16 protein-coding genes are annotated in these 23,412 nt (G+C 70.6%); 12 read left to right on the forward strand and 4 right to left on the reverse strand.

Annotation, left to right across the window (positions count from 1 at the left end; all coding sequences use genetic code 11):
- Nucleotides 1-48: 48 nt before the first annotated feature.
- A complete protein-coding gene (locus ACIRRY_RS34375) occupies nt 49-1,209 on the forward strand; it encodes an oxygenase MpaB family protein (RefSeq protein WP_403980619.1) in 1,161 nt (386 codons plus the stop codon).
- Nucleotides 1,210-1,232: 23 nt separating this feature from the next.
- Here ACIRRY_RS34375 and ACIRRY_RS34380 read toward each other — a convergent pair whose 3' ends face one another.
- Complete coding sequence (locus ACIRRY_RS34380) at nt 1,233-2,777, reverse strand: MFS transporter (protein ID WP_403980622.1); 1,545 nt, start codon at nt 2,775-2,777, stop codon at nt 1,233-1,235.
- A gap of 380 nt (nt 2,778-3,157) precedes the next feature.
- Between ACIRRY_RS34380 and ACIRRY_RS34385 the strand changes: the two genes are divergently transcribed.
- From ACIRRY_RS34385 to mfd, 3 genes are all read left to right on the forward strand, one after another.
- Complete coding sequence (locus tag ACIRRY_RS34385; RefSeq protein ID WP_200716925.1) at nt 3,158-3,946, forward strand: ABC transporter ATP-binding protein; 789 nt, start codon at nt 3,158-3,160, stop codon at nt 3,944-3,946.
- Complete coding sequence (locus ACIRRY_RS34390) at nt 3,943-6,516, forward strand: ABC transporter permease (protein ID WP_403980625.1); 2,574 nt, start codon at nt 3,943-3,945, stop codon at nt 6,514-6,516. Before ACIRRY_RS34385 ends, ACIRRY_RS34390 begins: the two co-directional genes overlap by 4 nt.
- A gap of 351 nt (nt 6,517-6,867) precedes the next feature.
- The gene (mfd, locus tag ACIRRY_RS34395) at nt 6,868-10,398 is read left to right on the forward strand and encodes a transcription-repair coupling factor (RefSeq protein WP_403980627.1); all 3,531 of its coding nucleotides are present in this window, start codon (nt 6,868-6,870) and stop codon (nt 10,396-10,398) included.
- A 633-nt stretch (nt 10,399-11,031) separates the two neighbouring features.
- On the opposite strand, the gene ACIRRY_RS34400 is transcribed toward mfd, so the two are convergent.
- Nucleotides 11,032-11,652, reverse strand: coding sequence for a TetR/AcrR family transcriptional regulator (locus tag ACIRRY_RS34400; protein ID WP_403980630.1), 621 nt, complete (start codon nt 11,650-11,652; stop codon nt 11,032-11,034).
- A 116-nt stretch (nt 11,653-11,768) separates the two neighbouring features.
- On the opposite strand from ACIRRY_RS34400, the gene ACIRRY_RS34405 reads away from it, so the two are divergent.
- Nucleotides 11,769-12,677 (forward strand): hypothetical protein, encoded by a 909-nt coding sequence (locus tag ACIRRY_RS34405; RefSeq protein WP_403980633.1) that lies wholly within the window; start codon nt 11,769-11,771, stop codon nt 12,675-12,677.
- Nucleotides 12,678-12,882: 205 nt separating this feature from the next.
- Entirely contained in the window at nt 12,883-13,617 is a 735-nt protein-coding gene (locus ACIRRY_RS34410; protein ID WP_403980869.1) for an HNH endonuclease family protein, read from the forward strand.
- Between the two features lie 133 nt (nt 13,618-13,750).
- Here ACIRRY_RS34410 and ACIRRY_RS34415 read toward each other — a convergent pair whose 3' ends face one another.
- Both ACIRRY_RS34415 and ACIRRY_RS34420 read right to left on the reverse strand, forming a co-directional pair.
- Nucleotides 13,751-14,500 (reverse strand): hypothetical protein, encoded by a 750-nt coding sequence (locus ACIRRY_RS34415; protein ID WP_403980635.1) that lies wholly within the window; start codon nt 14,498-14,500, stop codon nt 13,751-13,753.
- A 237-nt stretch (nt 14,501-14,737) separates the two neighbouring features.
- Nucleotides 14,738-15,439: a hypothetical protein gene (locus ACIRRY_RS34420; protein WP_403980638.1), complete on the reverse strand. Its 702-nt coding sequence runs from the start codon at nt 15,437-15,439 to the stop codon at nt 14,738-14,740.
- 230 nt (nt 15,440-15,669) lie between these two features.
- Here ACIRRY_RS34420 and ACIRRY_RS34425 point away from each other — a divergent pair, with 230 nt between their 5' ends.
- The 6 genes from ACIRRY_RS34425 to ACIRRY_RS34450 all read left to right on the forward strand — a co-directional run bounded on the left by ACIRRY_RS34425 (nt 15,670) and on the right by ACIRRY_RS34450 (nt 23,340).
- Nucleotides 15,670-18,000, forward strand: a complete 2,331-nt coding sequence (locus ACIRRY_RS34425) for an N-6 DNA methylase (RefSeq protein WP_403980640.1) — start codon at nt 15,670-15,672, stop codon at nt 17,998-18,000.
- A 162-nt stretch (nt 18,001-18,162) separates the two neighbouring features.
- A complete protein-coding gene (locus tag ACIRRY_RS34430) occupies nt 18,163-18,822 on the forward strand; it encodes a hypothetical protein (RefSeq protein WP_403980642.1) in 660 nt (219 codons plus the stop codon).
- Nucleotides 18,823-18,860: 38 nt separating this feature from the next.
- Complete coding sequence (locus ACIRRY_RS34435; protein WP_403980872.1) at nt 18,861-20,348, forward strand: protein kinase; 1,488 nt, start codon at nt 18,861-18,863, stop codon at nt 20,346-20,348.
- A gap of 154 nt (nt 20,349-20,502) precedes the next feature.
- On the forward strand, nt 20,503-21,330 hold the full coding sequence (locus tag ACIRRY_RS34440) for a glycoside hydrolase domain-containing protein (protein ID WP_403980645.1): 828 nt from the start codon (nt 20,503-20,505) through the stop codon (nt 21,328-21,330).
- Between the two features lie 201 nt (nt 21,331-21,531).
- Nucleotides 21,532-22,176: a SurA N-terminal domain-containing protein gene (locus ACIRRY_RS34445; protein WP_403980647.1), complete on the forward strand. Its 645-nt coding sequence runs from the start codon at nt 21,532-21,534 to the stop codon at nt 22,174-22,176.
- A gap of 99 nt (nt 22,177-22,275) precedes the next feature.
- Nucleotides 22,276-23,340 (forward strand): nucleoside triphosphate pyrophosphohydrolase, encoded by a 1,065-nt coding sequence (locus tag ACIRRY_RS34450; protein ID WP_403980650.1) that lies wholly within the window; start codon nt 22,276-22,278, stop codon nt 23,338-23,340.
- The last annotated feature ends 72 nt before the right edge of the window (nt 23,341-23,412 follow it).

Genomic DNA, 23,412 nt, shown 5'->3' on the forward strand with positions numbered 1-23,412 from the left:
CGACCCGCGATCCGTCACCTGTGATCCGTGAACTACCGGGAGACCCCTGTGACTTACACCGAGACCTCGATGGACGGCCTGCGCACGGCCGGTGACGAACTCGCCGACGCCACCGTCGCCGCCCTGTTCGAGCGCGGAGAGGTCGGCAAGTTCAACACCCTCATGCGCTACGTCTCCGTGGCGGGCGCCCCGCTGCCCGACGGCCTGCCCGACGTGGCCCGCGAGTACCTCAACGCGACGAGCACGCCGCCGAGTTGGGTCGACTGGGGCGAGATGGAGAAGGCCCGGCTGTTCTTCATCGACAACAACGTGCACATCTCGACCGCCCTGTCCTTCGCCTCCATGCCCGCCTGCTACGTCGTCCCGACCGTGGCGAAGCTCCTGTCGGCCACCCACGGATTGAAGTACCCCTCCAAACGGATGGCGGAGACAGGGCAGTTCACCGTCTACCTGATGCGGCCCGACGCCTTCGAGGCCGGTGGCCGCTTCATCCCCGCCGCGCAGAAGGTCCGCCTCCTGCACGCGTCCATCCGGCACCACCTCGTCCGCGAAAACCGTTGGGAAACCGGCGAGTTGGGGACACCGATCTGCCAGGAGGACATGATCGGCGGGCAGATGTTCTTCTCCATGCTCGTGCTGGACAGCCTGCACCGGCTCGGCATCCATATGTCCACGGAGGGCGCGGACGCCTACTACTACGCCTGGCGCGTGGTCGGCGCGATGCTCGGCGTCGACCAGGACGCCGTCCCCAAGTCCCTCGAAGAAGCACGCCAGTTCCTCGACCTGTACATGGTCCGGCACATGGGACCGTCCGAGGAGGGCGTCCACCTGACCCGCCAGCTCATCGACCTCTACGAGGAGGTCGTACCCGGCACCTTCTTCGACCCCATCGTCTCCGCCCTCATCCGCCATCTCGTCGGCGACATCTGCGCCGACTGGCTCCAGGTGCCGCGCACACCGTGGGACACCGTCGTCAAGTCCGTGCCCCACCTCCTCGGCGTCCTGGAGACCATCGAGGACCACTCCCCGCTCGGCGCCTGGGCGTTGGACCGCCTCGGCCACCTCACCAGCGTCCTGGAGCTGTCCTCCCTCACCCGCGGACGCGTCATGCACTACGCCATCCCCGAACAGCTCAAGAGGGACTACGGCGTCTCCAACGCCGTTCCCCACAACCGCCGTTGGACCCCGCCCGCCGCCACCGTCTCCTGAGCGGCACCTCAACCCGCCTGCCCTCACTGCTCCTTGAGGACCGGGAAGCGTCGCGGCGCCAGGAACAGCAGCACGAGGAAGGCCACCGCCGCGGCGCAGCCCGCTCCGATGTACACCGCGTGGACCGCGTCCGCGATCGCCCGCCGGGTCGCCTCGGGGACGGCCCCCGCGTCGAGCCCCCGTGTCACCGAGTCGAGGTCGCTCGCGCCGCCCAGCCGGGACGCGAGCACCCCGTTGGCCACGGCCCCGAACACGGACGCGCCGATGGTCTGGCCGGTCTGGCGGCAGAACAGGACGGACGCGGTCGTCACCCCGCGCTCCTCCCACCCCACCGTCGACTGCACCCCGATGATCAGCGGGAGCTGGAAGAGCCCGAGGGCCGCGCCGAGCAGCAGCATCAGCAGCATCGGCTGCCAGGCCGAGCCCGGATACGGCAGGAACGGGAACGCGAACAGGATCAGCGTCGCCGTCCCGATCCCCAGCATCGCCGTGTTGCGGAAACCGATCCGCCGGTACACGTGCTGGCTCAGCGCGGCCGACACCGGCCAGGTCAACGTCCAGACGGACAGCACGAATCCGGCCGCCACCGGCGCGAGACCGAGCACCGACTGCGCGTACGTCGGCAGGAACACACTCGGCGCCACCATCAGCAACCCCAGTGCGCCCAGGGCCAGGTTGACGGCCGCGATCGTACGGCGTCGCCACACCCACCCGGGGATGATCGGCTCGGCCGCCCGCCGTTCGATCACGACCACCAGTCCGACCAGGGCAAGTCCCGTACCGAACAAGGCGATTGACGGAACCGAGAGCCAGTCCCACGCCACCCCGCCCTGCACCAGCGCCGTGATCAGCACACCCCCGCACGCGAACACGGCCAGCGCGCCCGCCCAGTCGACGCGGGGGCGGGCAGCGCGGGCCCGTTCCGGTTCGTGCAGGTGGCGGACGATCAGCCACAACGCCAGCGCCCCGACAGGGAGGTTGACGAGGAAGATCCAGCGCCAGCCGGCGTACGCGGCGAGCAGTCCGCCCACCCCCGGGCCCGCGACCGCCGACACCGCCCACACGGTGGACAGCTTCGACTGGATCTTGGGCCGTTCCTTCAGCGGGTACAGATCGGCGGCCAGCGTCTGCACCGTGCCCTGCAACGCCCCACCGCCCAGGCCCTGTACGACCCGGAACGCGATCAGCGCGCCCATGTTCCAGGCCACCGCGCACAGCAGCGAGCCCGCGAGGAACACCGCCGCGCCCGTGATCAGCACCGGTTTGCGGCCGAAGGTGTCGGAGAGCTTGCCGTAGACGGGCAGGGTGACCGTCACCGCCAGCAGATAGCCGGAGAACAGCCAGGAGAAGACGGAGAAGCCGCCGAGGTCGCCGACGATCTGCGGTACGGCCGTGGAGACGATGGTGGAGTCGAGGGCGGCCAGCGCCATCGCGAGCATGAGGGCCGCGACGACGGCTTTGCGGCGCCGGTCGGGAGCGGTCGGGCTGGGCTGCTCGGCCGCCTCGGGTCGTATCTCGGTGTCGCTGTCCCTGTCCCCCTGGTCCACAGGATTCCTTTCCCCTTGCATCTATCTGCCGCGCACCAGCTTCCCACTTGAGCCTCACGTAGCGGCAGGGTGGAAGGTGAGCGGGCCGGTGGGTGGACCGAACCCCGAGACCGACTCCACCCGGCGGTGGAGAGCCCCTAGGGGTCCCTCCTTACTGCGGCCCGGGGCGGGTTCGTACCGGCGGAGGAGGAGATGGACCCGGGGTCGTCCTTAACCTGGCTTTATGCCGCTGGGGGGCGGCAGGCCGAACCGCAGGGGGTGGGGTTTTCCCCCGGGAAAGACTGCGCTGAGCACCAGCGCGCCGGACCCCCTCCCGCCGCCAGAATCGTCGTCGTAACCACGTGAAACGCATCGACCGGGCACCGGCACGCTCGTCTGCCGACCGACTTAGGAGACATACCGTGACATCGGCTGTGACCATTCCCAGGCACGGGGGCACTGGAGGGCGTACGGCCGTTGCCGCGCGAGCGCGGCAGGTCGTCAAGGCGTACGGGGCCGGGGAGACCCGGGTCGTCGCGCTCGACCATGTCGACGTGGACATCGCCCGCGGCCAGTTCACCGCGATCATGGGCCCCTCGGGGTCCGGCAAGTCCACGCTCATGCACTGCCTCGCGGGGCTCGACACCGTGACCTCCGGGCAGATCTACCTGGACGAGACCGAGATCACCGGCCTCAAGGACAAGAAGCTCACCCAACTGCGCCGGGACCGGATCGGGTTCATCTTCCAGGCGTACAACCTGCTGCCGACGCTGAACGCGCTGGAGAACATCACCCTCCCCATGGACATAGCCGGCCGCAAGCCCGACAAGGGCTGGCTGGCGCAGGTCGTGGAGACCGTCGGGCTGGCCGGCCGGCTCAAGCACCGGCCCAACCAGCTCTCCGGCGGCCAGCAGCAACGCGTCGCCGTGGCGCGGGCGTTGGCGGCCCGCCCCGAGATCATCTTCGGCGACGAGCCGACCGGAAACCTCGACTCCCGTGCGGGAGCTGAGGTGTTGGGCTTCCTGCGCCGGTCCGTGGACGACCTCGGCCAGACCATCGTGATCGTCACCCACGACCCGGTGGCCGCGTCGTACTCGGACCGCGTCCTGTATCTCGCGGACGGCCGCATCGTCGACGAGATGTTCAAGCCGACCGCGGACGCCGTCCTCGACCGCATGAAGGACTTCGACGCGCGGGGGCGTACGTCATGACTGTCATGAAGACCTCCAGGCGCAACTTCTTCGCCCACAAAGGGCGGATGGCGCTCTCGGCGATAGCCGTGCTGCTGTCGGTGGCGTTCGTCTGCGGCACGCTGGTGTTCACCGACACGATGAACACGACGTTCGACAAGCTCTTCGCGGCCACCGCGTCCGATGTGACGGTCCTGCCGAAGGCGGCCAAGGCCGACGGCGGCACCCCGCAGAACGGACTGCCCGAGTCGCTGCCGGCCTCCGCGGTCGCGCAGGTGGCGAAGGCCCAGGGCGTCAAGTCCGTCGAGGGCGGCGTCAGTTCGATGAACGTGACCGTCGTCAACAGCGCCAACAAGAACATGGGGTCCTCGACCGGTGCGCCCACCATCGCGGGCAACTGGACGAAGAACGACCTGCGTTCGATGGAGATCACCTCCGGCCACGCCCCGCGCGGCCCGACCGAGGCGATGGTCGACGCCGACACCGCCGACAAGCACCACCTGAAGATGGGCGACTCGCTGCGCACCATCTCGCAGACCGGTGACTTCACCGCGAAGATCGTCGGCATCGCCACCTTCAAGGTGACCAACCCCGGTGCGGCCGTCGTCTACTTCGACACCGCCACCGCACAGCGCGAACTCCTGGGCGCCACCGGCCGGTTCACCCAGCTCGGCGTCACCGCCGCGAGCGGTGTGACCGACACGCAGCTCAAGCAGAGCGTGGCACAGACCCTCGCCGCGACGGGGACGTACAAGATCCAGACGGCCAAGGAGAACGCCGACGAGAACCGTCAGGGCGTCGGCCAGTTCATGAACGTCATCAAGTACGCCATGCTCGGCTTCGCCGGCATCGCGTTCCTGGTGGGCATCTTCCTGATCATCAACACCTTCTCGATGCTGGTCGCCCAACGGACCCGCGAGATCGGCCTGATGAGGGCGATCGGTTCGTCCCGCGCGCAGGTCAACGGCTCGGTGCTGGTCGAGGCGACCCTGCTCGGGACCGTCGGCTCCGTCCTCGGTGTCGGCGCCGGCGTCGGGATCGCCGTAGGCCTGATAAAACTGATGAGCGCGGCCGGCATGGACCTGTCGACACGGGACCTGACCGTGAAGTGGACCACTCCGGTGCTCGGCCTGCTCCTCGGCGTGATCGTCACCGTCCTCGCCGCGTACCTCCCGGCCCGCCGGGCCGGCAAGATCTCCCCGATGGCCGCGCTGCGCGACGCCGGTACACCGGCCGACGGCAAGGCCGGCTGGGTACGGGGTCTGATCGGCCTGGTACTGACCGGTGCCGGCGCCGCCGCCCTGTTCGCGGCGGCCACCGCGAAGAAGGCGACGGACGGTTCACTGGTCCTGGGCGCGGGTGTCGTGCTCTCGCTGATCGGCTTCGTCATCATCGGCCCGCTGCTCGCCAACGGGGTCGTACGGGTGATCAGCGTGGTCCTGCTGCGGGCCTTCGGTCCGGTGGGGCGCCTGGCGGAACGCAACGCGCTCCGCAACCCCAGGCGTACGGGTGCCACGGGTGCGGCCCTGATGATCGGCCTGGCCCTGGTTGCTTGTCTGTCGGTGGTCGGCTCCTCGATGGTCGCCTCGGCGACCAGTGAGTTGGACAAGTCCGTGGGCGCCGACTTCATCGTCCAGGGCAACCAGCGGATCGTGCCGCAGGCGGAGAAGGCGATGGAACAGTCGCCCGACCTCGTCCACGTCACCCGCTACAAGGATCTCGACGCCACCCTCACCTCGCCCGACGGCCAGAAGGACACCGACGGCATCACCGCCGCCGACCCGTCCTACGCCCAGGACCTGCGTCGCGCCACCACGGCCGGCGAACTGTCCGCCGCCTACGGCACCAACGCGATGTCGGTGGGCTCCACGTACGCCAGGAAGCACGGCGTCCACGTCGGCGACACGATCAGCGTCGCCTTCAAGGGCGGCTCGACGGCGAAGCTGAAGGTCGCGGCCATCACCGACGACGACGTCGCCATCGACCACGAGGTCCGCTACACCAGCATCACGACGATGCAGAAGTACCTCCCCGCGAACAAGATCCCGCCCAACGAGATCATGTTCGCCAAGGCCAAGGACGGCCAGGAGAAGGAGGCGTACGCGGCCCTGAAGAAGGCCATGGAGCCGTACCCGCAGTACCAGGTGCGCGACCAGACCGACTACAAGCAGGAACTGAAGGACCAGATCGGCCAGCTCCTGAACATGGTCTACGGTCTGCTGGCTCTGGCGATCATCGTGGCGGTCCTGGGTGTGGTGAACACGCTGGCACTGTCGGTGGTCGAGCGCACCAGGGAGATCGGTTTGATGCGAGCGATCGGCATGTCCCGCCGACAGCTCCGCCGGATGATCCGCATGGAGTCGGTCGTGATCGCCCTCTTCGGAGCGCTGCTCGGCCTCGGCCTGGGGATGGGCTGGGGAGCGACCGCGCAGCAGCTCCTCGCCCTGGAGGGGCTGAAGGTCCTGGAGATTCCCTGGGGCACGATCATCGCGGTCTTCGTGGGGTCGGCGTTCGTGGGCCTGTTCGCCGCGTTGGTCCCGGCGTTCCGGGCGGGGCGGATGAACGTCCTCAACGCGATCGCCACGGAGTAGCCACTGGAGCCACTGGAGCCACTGTCCAACGGGGGCAGGCCCGGCGCCGAGAAGTCACGGGGGACTTCTTGGCGCCGGGCTTGTTTGTCGTCCCGGGTTTGTTTGTTGTCTTTGAAGGTCTTTGAAGGGTGACTTTGCGGCGGACCGAGTCGGGCGGCTGGGTGGGCATGGGCCCGGGGGTCCGGGGGCGGAGCCCCCTGGTACGCCCACACCAGCGCAGGGTGCCAGAAAAGCAGGGGTTGTCCACAGCCCCGGCATACGGCAGCGCCCCGACGTACGCTGGAGACCCCCGGCCCACTACCCGCGTCGGGCCCTTCGTGTTGCCCACCCCCCGGACGGAAGCGCCCCTCCATGAGCCTGCACGGTCTGCTCGACGCCGTAGTCAAGGACCCCGCCCTCGCGGAAGCCACCCGCGCCGCGGCCGACGGCAACCGCATGCACGTCGACCTGGTCGGCCCCCCGGCGACCCGCCCCTTCGCGGTGGCGGCGCTGGCCCGAGAGACCGGCCGTACGGTCCTCGCGGTGACCGCGACGGGCCGCGAGGCGGAGGACCTGGCGGCAGCCCTGCGCTCGCTGCTCCCGCCGGACGGTGTCGTGGACTACCCCTCCTGGGAGACCCTCCCGCACGAGCGGCTGAGCCCGCGCAGCGACACCGTGGGCCGCCGCCTCGCCGTCCTGCGCCGCCTCGCCCACCCGAGGGACGACGACCCGGAGACGGGCCCGGTCTCCGTCGTCGTAGCACCCGTGCGGTCCGTGCTGCAGCCGCAGGTCAAGGGGCTGGGAGACCTGGAGCCGGTCGCCCTGAGGACGGGAGTGACCGCCGACCTGAACGCGGTCGTGGACGCGCTCGGCGCCGCCGCGTACGCGCGCGTGGAGCTCGTCGAGAAGCGCGGCGAGTTCGCCGTACGAGGCGGCATCCTGGACGTGTTCCCGCCCACCGAGGAACACCCCCTGCGCATCGAGTTCTGGGGCGACGACGTCGAGGAGATCCGCTACTTCAAGGTCGCCGACCAGCGCTCCCTGGAGGTCGCCGAACACGGCCTGTGGGCACCCCCCTGCCGTGAACTTCTGTTGACGGAAGACGTCCGCTCGCGCGCGCGTGTCCTCGCCGAGCAGCACCCCGAGCTTGGCGAACTGCTCGGCAAGATCGCCGAGGGCATTGCCGTAGAAGGCATGGAGTCGCTGGCTCCGGTGCTCGTCGACGACATGGAGCTGCTGCTCGACGTCCTGCCCAAGGGTGCGATGACCGTCGTGTGCGATCCGGAGCGGGTACGCACGCGTGCGTCCGATCTCGTCGCCACCTCGCACGAGTTCCTGCAGGCCTCCTGGGCGGCCACCGCGGGCGGCGGCGAGGCGCCCATCGACGTCGGCGCGGCCTCCTTGTGGGCCATCGCGGACGTACGGGACCGGGCGCGCGAGCTGGACATGATGTGGTGGTCGGTGTCGCCCTTCGCCGCCGACGAGGAGCTCGACGCGGACACCCTGAAGCTCGGGATGCACGCCCCGGAGACCTACCGCGGGGACACCGCGAAGGCCCTCGCCGACACCAAGGGCTGGCTCGCGGACGGCTGGCGCACGGTCTTCGTGACCGAGGCCCACGGCCCCGCCGCCCGCACGGTCGAGGTCCTCGGTACCGAAGGCGTAGCGGCCCGACTGGAGACCGAGCTGGGGGAGATCGCCCCGTCCGTCGTCCATGTGGCGACCGGCTCGATCGACTACGGCTTCGTCGACACGGCGCTGAAGCTCGCGGTCCTCACCGAGACCGACCTCTCCGGGCAGAAGGCCGCAGGCAAGGACGGCGTCCGGATGCCGGCCCGCCGCCGCAAGACCATCGACCCGCTCACCCTGGAGACGGGCGACTACATCGTCCACGAGCAGCACGGTGTGGGCCGCTACATCGAGATGGTGCAGCGCACGGTGCAGGGCGCCACGCGCGAGTACCTGGTCGTCGAGTACGCCCCCGCCAAGCGCGGCCAGCCCGGCGACCGGCTGTACATCCCCACCGACCAGTTGGAGCAGATCACCAAGTACGTCGGCGGCGAGGCCCCGACCATGCACCGTCTGGGCGGCGCGGACTGGACGAAGACCAAGGCGCGCGCCAAGAAGGCCGTCAAGGAGATCGCGGCCGACCTCATCAAGCTGTACTCGGCCCGGATGGCGGCCCCGGGGTACGCGTTCGGTGCGGACACGCCCTGGCAGCGCGAGCTGGAGGACGCCTTCCCGTACGCCGAGACGCCCGACCAGTTGACCACGATCGCCGAGGTCAAGGACGACATGGAGAAGTCGGTCCCGATGGACCGACTGGTCTGCGGCGACGTCGGCTACGGCAAGACCGAGATCGCGGTCCGGGCCGCCTTCAAGGCCGTCCAGGACGGCAAGCAGGTCGCCGTCCTCGTCCCGACGACGCTGCTGGTGCAGCAGCACTTCGGGACGTTCAGCGAGCGGTACTCGCAATTCCCGGTCAACGTGCGGGCGTTGAGCCGCTTCCAGACCGACACGGAGGCGAAGGCGACTCTGGAGGGCCTGCGCGAGGGCTCCGTGGACCTCGTCATCGGCACCCACCGTTTGTTCTCCTCCGAGACCAAGTTCAAGGATCTCGGCCTGGTCATCGTCGACGAGGAGCAGCGCTTCGGCGTCGAGCACAAGGAGCAGCTCAAGAAGCTGCGCGCCAACGTCGACGTCCTGACCATGTCCGCCACCCCGATCCCCAGAACCCTGGAGATGGCGGTCACCGGCATCCGCGAGATGTCCACCATCACGACGCCCCCGGAGGAGCGTCACCCGGTGCTGACGTTCGTCGGCCCCTACGAGGAGAAGCAGATCGGCGCCGCGATCCGCCGCGAACTCCTGCGCGAGGGCCAGGTCTTCTACATCCACAACCGGGTCGAATCGATCGACCGCGCGGCGGCGAGGCTGCGCGAGATCGTCCCGGAGGCGCGCATCGCGACCGCCCACGGACAGATGTCGGAGCAGTCGCTGGAGCAGGTGGTCGTCGACTTCTGGGAGAAGAAGTTCGACGTCCTGGTGTCGACGACGATCGTCGAGTCGGGCATCGACATCTCCAACGCGAACACGCTGATCGTCGAACGGGGCGACAACTTCGGCCTGTCGCAACTGCATCAGCTCCGGGGGCGTGTGGGCCGAGGGCGCGAACGCGGCTACGCGTACTTCCTGTACCCCCCGGAGAAGCCCCTGACGGAGACGGCCCACGAGCGGCTCGCCACCATCGCCCAGCACACGGAGATGGGCGCGGGCATGTACGTCGCCATGAAGGACCTCGAAATCCGGGGCGCGGGCAACCTGTTGGGCGGCGAACAGTCCGGCCACATCGCGGGCGTCGGCTTCGACCTGTACGTCCGCATGGTCGGCGAGGCCGTCGCGGACTACCGGGCCTCCCTGGAGGGCGGTGTCGAGGAGGAGCCGCCCCTGGAGGTCAAGATCGAGCTCCCGGTCGACGCGCACGTCCCGCACGACTACGCCCCCGGCGAGCGCCTGCGCCTCTCCGCCTACCGGTCGATCGCAGCCGCCAACACGGAGGCGGACATCAAGGCCGTACGCGAGGAACTCGTCGACCGCTACGGCAAGTTGCCCGAGCCGGTGGAGAACCTGCTGCTGGTGGCCGGCCTGCGCATGCTCGCGCGCGCGTGCGGCGTCGGCGACATCGTCCTCCAGGGCACCAACATCCGCTTCGCCCCCGTGGAGTTGCGCGAGTCCCAGGAGTTGCGCCTCAAGCGCCTCTACCCCGGCACGGTCATCAAGCCGGCCGCCCACCAGGTGCTGGTACCCCGCCCGAAGACGGCCAAGGTGGGCGGGAAGCCGTTGGTCGGGCGGGAGTTGCTGGGGTGGGTGGGGGAGTTCCTGGCTTCGATTCTGGGGTCGTAGCGGGGGTGGGGGTGGGGGTGGCGATGCGGCGGGGGCCGGGGCAGCGGGCGCGGCGGTTTGTGGGGTCGGCTGGGTGCCGGGGGGTGTGGTCGCGGCGGTTTGCGGAGTGGTCCGGGGGCGGGGCCCAGGTGTTGGCGCGGTGCGGGTACGAGTGCGGGGCGTGAGTGCGCGGGCGGGCCGGGGGCTGGGGATGCACCGGGGTCTGGCACGGGGCTGGCACGGTGCAGGTTCGGGGCGTGAGTTCCAGGAGCAGCCGGTGCAGCACCCGGCCGTTGCCTCGCCCACCTGGGAGCGCCGACCGGCCGCTCGTGTAGGGCAAGTTGAGCGCGATACGGAGACCTGGGCTGCCCGCCCTGTCCTTTTGCCCGTCTGCCCTGGGCCGCTGGCCCGGTAGTTCCGTCCGCCCCAGGGCCGTCCGCCCGGTCGTCCCGCTCGGTCACGCCGAGTCGCTCGCTCGCGCGGTCGGTCCGGCTGTCGGCGGAGCGATCGCGCGCGGCCGGTCGGTCGGTTGTCGGGCGGAGCGATTACCCATGGCCGGTTGGTCGTCGAGCCGAGCGATCGCACCTGGTCGATCGTCGAGCCGCACAACCCCGCGCAGTCAGTCCCCCGTCGCCCGGCGCAACGCGTATGCGCTCAGTCGCTCCCCGCCCGGAACAACATCGACGCCAGCACCCGGAACACCTCCTCCGGATCCCGCTCGCCCACCGCCCCGTCCAGGTTGTGACCCAGCAGCAGCGTCGCGAAGCCGTGTGCCAGGGACCAGGCGGCGACACCGGCGAGGCGGTCGTCGGGGCCGCGGCCCTCGGGCGGTACGGCGGAGACGGCGTGGCGCAGGGCGTCGGTGGCGAGGGCGCGGGCCGTGGTGAGTTCGAGGTCGCCGTCGCGCAACAGCTCGGGCGCGAACATCACTTGGAAGTGTGCCGGGTGGTCGCGCGCGAAGCGCACGTAGCGAACGCCCGCGTCCTTCAGGTCCGCCGCCTCGCCGATCGCGCCCGCCAGCAGCCCGAACCCCTCCGCGGCGATCGCCGTCAACAACCCCGTGCGGTCCTTGAAGTGATGCGCCGGCGCCGCGTGCGAGACACCGGCGCGACGGGCGAGATCCCGCAGGCTCAGCGCGGACGGACCGTCGGCGGCGATGACGTCGAGCGCTGCGGTGAGGACGGCGCGGCGCAGATCGCCGTGGTGGTACGGAGCCTTGGCGGATCCGTCGGCCTCGGTGGCCTCGGTGGCCTTGGTGGGCTTGGTCGTACTCATGGTCAGCAGCGTACGCCGAATCTAGGCATTGACAAGTTTGGGGGGTTGGGGCAATCTTGTCAGTGTCAAGTTGTGGAAAGACCGGGAACGACCAGGACGCGACGAGGAGTTACGCCATGTCGGACAGTGTGCGTGGAGTGGAGACCACGAAAAGCCCTGCCACCGGGGAGCTGAGCCGTGTGCGCCAGCTCTGGCACCTGCTCGAACCCCTGCACGCGGTGCTGTATTACGCGCCGGAGGTCTTCGAAGAGGCGGCCGCGCTCGGCTACGGCACCGAGGAGCGCTGGCCCAGTTACTTCCCGCTGCGCGCCGCGCCCTTGGGCCCGGTCGGCAGCGGGCGCGTGACCTCCGCCTTCTACAGCTTCAGCCCCCGCATGGTCGCCGAGCACATGGACTCGGCGTGGAGTACGGCCACCCCGGACGCCGTACTGAAGGCGAGGCTGCGCGGCATTGACCGGGCCTACCGCGCGATATTCGGCGACCGTATCGACAGCCCCGAGTTGGCGGAGGCAGCCGCCCTCGCCCGCTGTGCCGCCGAGGCGGTGAACCTCGAGGGCCGCCCCCTCGCCGCGGCCAACGCCGAGTCGGCCTGGCCCGCGGAACCCCACCTCCAGTTGTGGCAGGCGGCGACGATCCTGCGCGAACACCGGGGCGACGGCCACCTCGCGGCCCTCCTCGTCGCCGGCCTCGACCCGGTCGAGTCCCTCGTCTCCTTCGCCGCGATCGGCGCCGCCTCCGTCCAGCGCTTCGAGAGCCGGGGCTGGAGCGCCGAGGAGTGGACGGCGGCCCGTGAACGCCTGGTCGCCCGAGGCGTCATAGACGACAGGGGTACGGCGACGAGGGCGGGCCGCGACCTGCGCCAGGAGGTCGAGCGCCGCACCGACCAACTGGCCGCCACGCCTTGGCAGTTCCTCGGCCGGACCGACACGGACCGACTCGCCGACCTGCTGGGGGAGTTCTGGGTCGCGGTACTGGGTTCGGGGCTGCTGCCCTCGGAGTCGACGTTGGGCATCGGCAAGGTCTGAGAGGGGTGTTGGGGAGGGAGTGTGAGGAGTCAGTGCGAGGTGGGGGCGCCTTCATCGCCAAGGTCGCGGCCATACACCCCAGTTGTGTGCCATGTGCTCCCGGGCCCTATATATCCGCTACATGTCCGCCGCTAACGTGGGCACCAGGTCACTGTCCGCCCCTGCCGGGGCGGGGGCCGGGTGAGCAAGGGGAGGGGCGCACGTGATGCGTCTGAGGGGTGGGGCGGCCATAGCCGTCCTGGTCATGTTGTCCGTCGCCGGATGCAAGCAGGAAACGACGGGATCGGGTGACGCCGGGCCCGAGGCGACGACCGGCACAGGCTCCGGGGGCTCCGGCGGGGGCGCGGCCCTGACCGCCGCCGAGTCGCTGACCGTGAAGGGGCGCGCACCGAAGACCGGTTACTCCCGTGAACGGTTCGGCACCGCCTGGGCCGACACGGACTCCAACAGCTGCGACACCAGGGACGACATCCTCAAACGGGACCTGAAGCAGGTGAAGTTCACCGACGGCGACTGCAAGGTGTCGTACGGCGTCCTCGAGTCCGATCCGTACTCCGGCAAGGAAGTCGTCTACAAGCGCGGCGCCAGCCTCGTCGACATCGACCACCTGGTCGCCCTCTCCGACGCCTGGCAGAAGGGCGCCAAGTACTGGGACGCCAGCAAGCGCATAGCTCTCGCCAACGACCCGCTCAACCTCCTCACCGTCGGTGCCAGCCCCAACCGCAGCAAGGGCGACGGCGACACGGCGACCTGGGTGCCGCCCAAGGCGTACCGGTGCACGTATGTCGCCGCGCAGGTCGCCGTGAAGAAGAAGTACGGGCTGTGGGTCACCTCGGCGGAGAAGGCCGCGATGGTGAAGGTCCTCTCCACCTGCTCGAAGCAGGCTCTGCCGACCGGGGGCAATCCGACGAACGCGCCGGCGAGGTTCCACGCGCAGTGACGTGACGCGAGAAGCGACGTGACGCGAGGACCGGTTTCCCGATCCCGATCCCGATTCCGACCCCGGTCTCGATTCCGACCTGTGGCTACGGCTCGCCCCGTGAACGTGTCGTAGCCACAGGCGACTTGGGGACTCAGCCGTCCAGCGCGTCCAGGTCCAGGATCTTTCCGGCGGGCTTCGCCGCGGGCACGGGCTTCTCGTACTCGCCGAACGTGAGCGTCCCCGGGTCCTTCACGGAGACGCTGTCGATGCGCAGCACATACGGCTTGCCCTCGGTCGCCACGTACAGCGTGTAGCTGTCCTTGCCGTCCTTCTCGTGCAGGACGATCGCCGGAGTGCCGTCGAGGGTGGTCGTCTTGCCGCGCGTCGCGTCCGAGTTGCCGTCCTTGGCGCCGCCGAGCACCGAGTTCAGATCGCAGAAGCTCGCGATGTCCTTGGCGTCCGCGCCCTTCGCGGACATCTTGGTCCACTTCCCGGCCATCATGTCCACGACCGCGTCGGTGTCCGCCTTGGACTCACCGTCGCTCTGCGCGCGCAGGAACGCCTCGTCGTACTTCATGTAGATGGTGTCCCCGGTCTTGATCATGTCGGCCTTGCCCTGGCCCTTGAGGCTCAGCGTGCCGGCGCACTCGCCCTTCTTGTTCAGCGCCATGTCGATCAGGATCGTGCCGCCGCTCTCGTCGTCGGGTATGTCGCCCTTCAGTCGTAGCGAGGAGGCGCCGGTGGTGGCGGTCAGGGACCGGTCGGCGATCTCGCCACCGGTCAGCCCGGCGAACGGGCCCTTCGGCTTGTCGGCCGCCTTGTCCTCACCGGGCAGACACCCGGTGAGTCCCGCGGCGGCCACGGTGGTGAGGCAGAGAGCGGCAAGTGCGGTACGGCGCATGGCAGTTCCTTGGCTGAAGAGGTGAGAGGCAAGAAGTGAGAGGTGACAGGTGCGGCGATGAGAGATGCGGCGATGACGAGATGCGGCGATGGCGACGTGCCGGGCCGCTGAAGCGAGGGGGGTGCCCCGAAGCGGGGTCCGGTGAGGTGCCGGGCAGACGGACGGAGTGCCGTGAGCGGCGAGGGCGCGGCGAGGGAGCGGTGAGAGCGCGGTGAGAGCGTTTGCCCGACCCGAGGGTCAGGCCGTCTTCTTCCAGTCCTTGCAGCCGGTCGTCTTGAAGTAGGCGTCCTGGGAGCTGATCGTGACGACGGCCGTGCCGGTCACGTTGGCGTTCGCGAGGATCGAGTCCGGCCCGTGCTCGGCGTCCTTCGCGCGCTCCCAGTAGCACAGGTCGTCCGTGTTGCCGGTGGACCTGTAGGTGCCGGGGGCGATGTCGGCGCCGACCCTGAACATGCCGCCGTCGCCGGCCATCCTCGTGGCGGGGGAGCCGTGCGGCTTCGCGTCGACGGCCTCCCAGTCCTTGCAGCCGCTGGACTTGAAGACCTTGTCGGTCGCCTTGACGGTGACGTAACTGGCGCCGCTCACATTGTCGTTGGCCAACAGCGAGTCCGTGTCGCCCGAGGCGTCCTCGGCCCGCTCCCAGTAACAGATGCCGGCGGCGTTGCCGCTGGTGCGATACGTGCCGGGCCCGATGTCCGTGCCGACCTCGAAGTCACCGTCCCCGTCGAACGCGGCCTTCTTCTCCTCGACGGCCCTGGCCGAGGCCGAGCCCTTCGTCGTACCTGAGCCCTTCGTCGTACCTGAGCCCTTCGTCGTACCTGAGCCCTTCGTCGTGCCCGAACTGCGTTCCCCGCCAGGGCCGTTGGCGCCCGCGTTCGCCGACACGACCCCGATGACGACGACCCCCACGACGGCACCGAGCGCGAGTCTGCCCTTCATGCCCATGGCTGTCCCCCTTCCCCTCCCCCGATGCGGCGACCGCCTTTCTCCGGTGGTCGCTCGTTCGCTGGGTCAATAAGAGCAGAGGCTGTGAACCGAGTCAACACGATTCACGTGATGTGGTGTGTACACGGCCGTGAAGGGGTAGATCATGTCTGCGTCGGTATGCTCGGCGTCACAGACGACACGGCGGGCGCAACGGGGCCGGCGGGACGAGGGGAGTGGGGCGAGTGCAGGACAGCGCGACAGAGGTGACCGCCGCCGGAATCGCACGGCTCGCCGGCGTCGGCCGGGCCGCCGTCAGCAACTGGCGCCGCCGTCACGCGGACTTCCCCAGGCCGGTCGGCGGTACCGAGACCAGCCCCGCCTTCGCCCTCGCCGAGATCGAGTCCTGGCTGCGCAAGCAGGGCAAACTCGCCGAAGTCCCGCTGCGGGAACGGGTCTGGCAGCAACTCGTCGGCCATCCCGAGGGCCCGACCACCGCCCTGACGTACGCGGGCTGCGTCCTGCTGCTCATCCATGAACGCCCGACCGTCTGGCTGGACGTGAGCGCCGGTTCGGACGAGCGTCTGGCCGCGATGCTGCCCGGCGCGCTGGAGCAGGTGATCGTGCCGCGCTTCGGCCAGGTGCCTGGGCGCGGTGTTCACCGGGGGCGGGAGGGCAGCGCCGTCACGGCTGTGAACGCCCCGAACACTGTGAACTCCCTGGCCGCCGGGACAGTGCCGTCGACCTCTGTGAACACGGCACCCGCCACACGCGCTGTGAACTCCGCACCGGCCGTACCCGCTGTGAACCCGGCACTCCGTGCGCCTGCTGTGAACTCCGCACCCGTCGCGCCCGCTGCGAACCCGGCCCTTGTCGCGCCTGCCGCGTTCGCTGTGAACCCCGCCCCCACCTCACCCCCCACCCCCGCGCCCCCCACCCCCGCCGTCCACACCCCCACCGGCCCCCAACTCCTCCCCTCCGCCCCCCTCCTCCGCGGCGCCGCGGAACTCGCCGCGGAGCTGGGCGCGCGCCAGGCGTTCGAGTTCCTGCTGGGGCGGCATCTCGACGCCAACCCGCGCCAGTACACGCTGACCCCGACCGAACTCGCCCGTCTCATGGCCGAGTTGGCGGGCCCGGCGCACACCGCGCTGGACCCGGCCTGCGGCACCGGCGCCCTGTTGCGGGCCGTCACTCCACGGCCCGAGCAGCAGCTGTACGCCCAGGACAACGCCCCCGAACTCGCCGCGCTCACCGCGCTCCGGCTCGCCCTGCACGCGCGGGTCACCGTGCGCGGCACGGCCGGGGACACGCTGCGCGCCGACGCGTACCCGGCGCTGCGGGCCGACGTAGTCCTCTGCCATCCGCCGTTCAACGAGCGCAACTGGGGCCACGACGAACTCGCCTACGACCCCCGTTGGGAGTACGGCTTCCCGGCGCGCAACGAGTCCGAGCTGGCCTGGGTGCAGCACGCGCTGGCCCGGCTCAAGGACGGCGGCACCGCGGTGCTGCTGATGCCGCCGGCCGCGGCCTCCCGGCGCTCGGGCCGCCGTATCCGCGCCGACCTGCTGCGGCGCGGGGCGCTGCGGGCGGTCGTGGCGCTGCCGATCGGGGCGGCGCCGCCGTACAACATCCCGCTGCACCTGTGGGTGCTGCGGCGGCCGGAGCGGGCGCCCGCGCAGCCGGAGGTGCTGCTGGTGGACACCGGGCGGTTCGCCACCGAGGGGCGCGGCGGGCCGGACTGGCAGGCGGTGCGGGGTGCGGTGACCGAGGCCTGGCGGGCGTTCGACCGGGCCGGACGGCTGGACGAGGAGCCGGGGCTGGCGCGTTCCGTGCCGGTCATCGAACTCCTCGACGACGACGTGGATCTGGCTCCCGCCCGTCACCTCCCGCCCGCGACCGCGGCCGACGGTGCCGACGAGCTCACGGCCGTGCGTGAGCGGCTCGGTGAGACGCTCCGGCTGACCGCCGATCTCACCCCGCCGCCCGTCGCCCACTCCGCCGACCCCGAGCGGCCCGGGCGCTGGCCGCTCACCACGATCGGTGAACTCGCGCGCGGGGGCGCCCTGGTGATGCGTACCGGCGGAAACGGCGGCCACGCGCGTGTGCCCGTTCTCACCGACCACGACGTCCTCGCCGGAACGGCTCCTTCCGGGATGCTCCCGGGGAGCGACGAGGAGGCCGTCCTCACCGAGCCGGGCGATGTCGTCGTCCCTGTGCTGGGCGGCGGTTCGATGGCGCGCGTGATCGACGACACGACCGCGGGCGCCGCCCTGGGCCGCAGCCTGGTGCTGCTGCGGCCCGATCCGGGGTCGCTGGACCCGTGGTTCCTCGCCGGCTTCCTGCGCGGCACCGCCAACAACCGCCAGGCCAGCAGCTACGCGTCCACGGCGACCCGACTCGACGTCCGCAGGCTCCAGTTGCCGCGCCTGTCCCTGGACGAACAGCGCCGCTACGGTGCCCGGTTCCGCGCCCTGGAGGACTTCGAGCGGACGCTGCGGCAGGCGGGCCGGCTCGGGGAGCAGCTCGTGCGCGGCATGTACGACGGCCTGACGGACGGAACGGTCACACCCGACTGAACGGTCACACCCGACTGAACGCCCCCCGCCGGCACCTGAGATGCCGTACGAATTGATCAGCACGACAACGGTTCGGTACAACCCGGGACCGGTTGTCGGTGCGGGCCTATACGCTCGAAGCGACAATCGCACGACAGTCCTTCGAAGGCATCAGGAGCAGCCATGCAAGGCCACGGCTACCCGCACCCCGCGAAGCAGCCGCCGCCCGCCGCGGCACTGGTCTTCGTCCGTGTGCTGTTCGTGGCGATCTCGGTGTTCACCATCGGGTTCCTGGCCTGGACGATGCTGCTGCGGCTGGCCATCGTGACCCGGAAGTCCCTGGACTGGGGCCTGTTGGTGGCCGCGCTGGCGGCCGACGTGCTCAGCATCGTGCTGCTCGGCTCCGAGCCCGGCGAGGAGATCCACACCTCGGGCGGCTACCTGGGCCTCACCCTCCTCCTGGGCACCCTGCTGGCGGGGACGGTGTACTACCTGGCGGCGGACATACGCCACTTCCAGCGACTCCGCTACGAGGGCGGCTACGGCGGCGGCCAGTTCCCGGCACCGGCCTACGGCTATCCGCAGCCCGCGCAGCCTTCGGGACCGGCGCGGCCCCCGACGCCGTTCACCGCGACGACCTCGTCGCAGCACACCCCGCCGCCGATGCCGCACACGCCCGTGCCGCGGCACACCCCGCCCCCGATACCCCAGACGCCCGTGCCGCAGCCGCCGATGTCCACCCCGCCGCCGCAGCGCCCCGCGCCCGCCCGGATCGACCAGGTGCGGGCCGAGCTCGACGAGCTGAGTGACTATCTGCGCAAGCACGACGAGGGCGGAAGGTGACCGTGGCGGCAGGACGGGTCGTCTCGGACCGCTATGAACTGTCCACGCTCATCGGGCAGGGCGGCATGGGCCAGGTCTGGACGGCCTACGACCGACGGCTGGACCGGCGCGTGGCGGTGAAGCTGCTGCGCCCCGACAAGGTGGCCGGGCAGGAGGCCGACGAACTGCGCCGCCGCTTCGTGCGCGAGTGCCGGGTGACCGCGCAGGTCGACCACCCCGGGCTGGTCACGGTGCACGACGCGGGCAGCGAGGGCGAGGAGCTGTTCCTCGTCATGCAGTACATCGACGGCGCCGACCTCTCCGACCACCTCGCCGAGCAGGACCCGTACCCGTGGCAGTGGGCGGTCGCGGTCGCGGCCCAACTGTGTGCCGTATTGAGCGCCGTGCACGCCGTGCCGATCGTCCACCGCGACCTGAAGCCGCGCAACGTGATGGTGAAGCAGGACGGCACGGTCACCGTCCTGGACCTGGGTGTCGCCTCCGTCATGGACGCCGACACCACCCGCCTCACCCACACCGGCACGCCCATCGGCTCGCCCGCCTACATGGCGCCCGAGCAGGCGATGGGCGGCGCGGTCGGCCCGTACACCGATCTGTACGCGCTCGGTGTGCTGCTGCACGAACTCCTCAGCGGGGACGTGCCGTTCGCGGGTTCGACGGCGCTCGGCGTACTGCACCGGCACCTGTACGAGCCGCCGGTGCCCGTCCGCCGTATCCGCCCCGAGGTCCCCGAGTCGCTGGAAGCGCTCGTCCTCCATCTGCTCGCGAAGGACCCGCAGCACCGGCCCGGTTCCGCGCAGGAGGTGTACGAGCGGCTCGCGCTGCTGCTGCCCGCGCGCGGGATGCCCAGCGGAGCGCCGCTCGACCCCACGCGCCCGTTCCTGCGCCCGCACGCCCCCTGGCCGGACCGCGCCCGCACCCCCGCGTCGCAGCCGGCCCCGCTCGCGCCGCCCGCCGCCGAGAAGCGCGATGTCGCCGCCGCCGTCGACGAGGTCAAGCGGCTGCTCGGGGAGGGCCGTATCACGCAGGCCGTCGACATCCTCGGCGCGATCCTGCCCACGGCCGCAGAGCAGCACGGCGCGCACTCCCCGGTCGTGCGCACCCTGCGCAAGCAGTACGCGGCCACGCTCCTGGACGACGGCCAGTACCGGCGCGCGCTGCCCGAACTGCGCCGCCTCGCCGACGAACGCGCCGCCGAGGCAGGCCCGTCCGACCCGCAGTCCCTGCGCTACCGCTACGAGGCCGCCCAGTGCCTGGAGTCGCTCGGCGACCCGGCGGCGGCCCTCTCCGAGTACCGCGCGCTGCTGCCGTACTACGAGAACCAGTACATGGCCGGCGACCCCGAGCTCGCCCACGAGGTGCGCCGCCGCATGGGCCATCTGCTGCTCGCGCTCGGCGACCGCGGCGCGGCCCACGAGACCCTCGGCCGCCTCCTGGTCGACGTCGAGCGCCGGCACGGCCCCGGACACCCGCTCGCGGCGGACATCCGGCGGACGCTGCAGTGGCTGGGGCAGGTGCGCGGCTAGTTTTTGCCGTTTCCAGGGAGAACATTGTGACCTTCTGGGGGCGGAGTTTTCCGAACGCGTGAACGGCACCGGATAGGTTGCGGTTCGCTTTTGCCAGATACGTACGCACAACACCGTACGAACCAGCACGTGTCACCAGGGGTGGGGTCTTTTCATGTCCGAGCATCGCCAATCGAAGAAGCGCAGATACATCGCCTGGGGCGTCGCGGGTGCCGCCGTCGTCGCCGGCGGCGGTATCGCCGCGCAGACCTCGATGGCCGCCACCGCCTGGCCCGCGCAGAAGACCTACACGGGCCGCGCCTTCGACACCTGCGCCGCACCCTCCCTGGCCGCGATGAAGGCCTGGCACACCGACGGCGCCTACGGCGCTGCCGCCGTCTACATCGGCGGCAAGAACCGCGGCTGCAGCCAGCCCAACCTCACCGCCTCCTGGGTCAAGTCCCTCAGCACGGTCGGCTGGAAGTTCATCCCGCTCTACGTAGGCTCGCAGCCGTCCTGCGGTTCCGGCGGCTCGGTGAAGATCAGCGCCTCCGCGGCCGCGTCCGTCGGCAAGTCCGAGGCGGACGACGCGGTGACCAAGGCCGCCGCCCTCGGCCTCAAGGCCGGCAGCCCGATCTATCTGGACATGGAGTCGTACGACATCACCAACACGGCCTGCAACAAAGCCGTGTTGACGTACGTCCGCGCCTTCGACAAGGAACTGCACGCCAAGATCTACCGCAGCGGCCTCTACGGTTTCAGCAGCTCCAGCGCCAAGGCGATCGCGACGGCGACCGACAAGACGGACCTGCCGGGCAACCTCTGGTACGCGCTGTGGGACAAGACGTACACCACGACCTCGGACTGGCCCTGGGGCTCCACCCAGTTCACCAACCACAGCCGCGCCCACCAGTACATGGTCAACAGCAAGGAGACCCGCGGCGGTTACACGATCACCGTGGACCGCGACACGTGGGACGCGCCGGTGGCCATCACCGGCTGAGCCCCGCTCCCGAGCCCCACGCGTGCGTGCCGGTGCCCGAAGTCCTGGTGAATCGTTGGTCGAATGGGTTGGCCCCGGGCGACCCACTGCCTAACATCGATCACCGCAAGACTTTGTGCGCCCGCCCGTCGCCCGACCACCACCCCTGGTGGAGGCGCTGCGCGCCGCACCTGTTATTGCAATCTCCAACGGGAGGCTCACTTGCACCGCCGCCGTCGCACCGCGCTCGTCCTCACCGCCGTGATCGCCGCCGCGGCCCCCGCCCTGACCGCCTGCGGAAGCGACGCGCATCCGGGCGCGGCGGCCGTCGTGGGCGGGCAGCGCATCACCGTCGCCCAGTTGCAGAGCAGGGTCAACGAGGTGCGTACGGCCCAGCGGGCGTCCGTGCAGAACGAGGCGCAGTACGAGCGGGCCATCGCCACCACCGGCGGCCTCACCCGCGAGACGCTCTACGGCATGGTCTTCGACCAGGTCGTCCACCGCGCCGCGCAGGACGCCGACGTCACCGTCACCCGCAAGGACATCCAGGACATGCGGGCCGCCCTCGCCCAGCAGGCGGGTGGCGCGAAGGCCCTGGAGGCGACCTGGCTCGCCCAGTACGGCGTCCCCCCGCAGCGCCTCGACGAGAACCTCCGCCTCCAGGTGGAGGGCCGCAAACTCGCCGCGAAACTCGGCACCGACACCACCCAGCCCGCCTTCTGGAAGGCCCTCTCCAACGCCTCCAAGGAACTCCACGTCGACCTCAATCCGCGCTACGGCACGTGGGACGTGACCAAGAGCAGCCGGGTGGACGCGAAGACGCCCTGGGTGCGGGAGGTCACGGCGGCGACGCAGCAGCCGGCGTAACGGTACGGCGGGCGAGGACGAGGGCAGGCTCGACGCGGGGGCGCCGAGTGGCCTGTGGATAACTCCGGGGCTGTCGGTGGCGTGGGTTACGTTCGGAGGGTGAACGCAACCAGCCCCAGCTCCGACGCGACCGGCCCCGCACCCGGCGGCACCTCCGCACCCGCCCCCGGCCGTGTCGTCCTGCTCACCACCAGCCACCGCGTCGCCCCCGGCCTGCTGTCCTGGCCCGCCTGGCAGGCGTTGCGCGACGCCGACCGGGTGCTGTGCGCGGACGGGGCGCATCCGCAGCTGCCGTATCTGACCGAGGCCGGGATACGGGTGGACGAGGCGTCCCCGACCGCCGAGGAACTGGTCGCCGCCTGTGCCGAAGGAGAGGCCGGAGGCCGGACGGTGGTCGTGATCACGTCCGGCGAGGGCGAACCCGCGCTGACCGACGGCCTGGCCCGCCTCGCCGGCTCCGGCCGCGTCCAGATGCCCGAGCTGGAACTGCTCCCCGCCTCCTACGACCTCCCGGGCGCCCGCCTCCTCGACCTCGTCCAGGTCATGGACCGCATCCGCGCCGAGTGCCCGTGGTCCTCGCAGCAGACCCACCAGGGTCTGGCGAAGTACGGCATCGAGGAGGCGTACGAACTCGTCGAGGCGATCGAGGAGGGCGACCGCGACGAACTGCGCGAGGAGTTGGGCGACGTCCTTCTCCAGGTCGTGTTCCACGCCCGCATCGCCGAGGAGGATCCCGACACCCCCTTCTCCATCGACGACGTGGCCGCCGGCATCATCACCAAGCTGATCCACCGTCACCCCCATGTCTTCGGCGACGAGACGGCGTCGACTCCCGAAGAGGTCAAGGCGCATTGGCTCCGCACGAAGGCGATAGAGAAACAGCGCACCTCCATCACCGAGGGCATCCCCATGGGCCAGCCCGGCCTGGCCCTCGCGGCGAAGCTGGCATCACGCGTGCGTACGGCGGGACTTGAGGTGCCTCTACCGCTGCCGAAGGGCGACGACCGCATCGGCTACGAGCTGCTGGCGCTGGCCGTACGCGCGGAGGCGGACGGGGTCGATCCGGAGGCGGCGTTGCGGGCGGCGGGGCGGGCTTATCGGGATGCGATCAGGGAGGGGGAGGGCATTGCGGATACCGGTGCCGGGACTGTGACCGAAGGCTGACCCTGCGGGGGGCTTACTCAGTACCTTTGGCGTGGAGCCGTTGAGAGGTGCGCGGGGGGCGAACGTGGCGAC

Source organism: Streptomyces sp. NPDC101776, from assembly GCF_044766845.1.
Taxonomy (GTDB): Bacteria; Actinomycetota; Actinomycetes; order Streptomycetales; family Streptomycetaceae; genus Streptomyces.

Coding starts and splice junctions, on each gene's coding strand:
- ACIRRY_RS34400 (WP_403980630.1), bottom strand. CDS start 11,652: ATGAGTACGACCAAGCCCACCAAGGCCACCGAGGCCACCGAGGCCGAC.
- ACIRRY_RS34405 (WP_403980633.1), top strand. CDS start 11,769: ATGTCGGACAGTGTGCGTGGAGTGGAGACCACGAAAAGCCCTGCCACC.
- ACIRRY_RS34420 (WP_403980638.1), bottom strand. CDS start 15,439: ATGAAGGGCAGACTCGCGCTCGGTGCCGTCGTGGGGGTCGTCGTCATC.
- ACIRRY_RS34390 (WP_403980625.1), top strand. CDS start 3,943: ATGACTGTCATGAAGACCTCCAGGCGCAACTTCTTCGCCCACAAAGGG.
- mfd (WP_403980627.1), top strand. CDS start 6,868: ATGAGCCTGCACGGTCTGCTCGACGCCGTAGTCAAGGACCCCGCCCTC.
- ACIRRY_RS34415 (WP_403980635.1), bottom strand. CDS start 14,500: ATGCGCCGTACCGCACTTGCCGCTCTCTGCCTCACCACCGTGGCCGCC.
- ACIRRY_RS34430 (WP_403980642.1), top strand. CDS start 18,163: ATGCAAGGCCACGGCTACCCGCACCCCGCGAAGCAGCCGCCGCCCGCC.
- ACIRRY_RS34440 (WP_403980645.1), top strand. CDS start 20,503: ATGTCCGAGCATCGCCAATCGAAGAAGCGCAGATACATCGCCTGGGGC.
- ACIRRY_RS34380 (WP_403980622.1), bottom strand. CDS start 2,777: ATGCAAGGGGAAAGGAATCCTGTGGACCAGGGGGACAGGGACAGCGAC.
- ACIRRY_RS34410 (WP_403980869.1), top strand. CDS start 12,883: ATGCGTCTGAGGGGTGGGGCGGCCATAGCCGTCCTGGTCATGTTGTCC.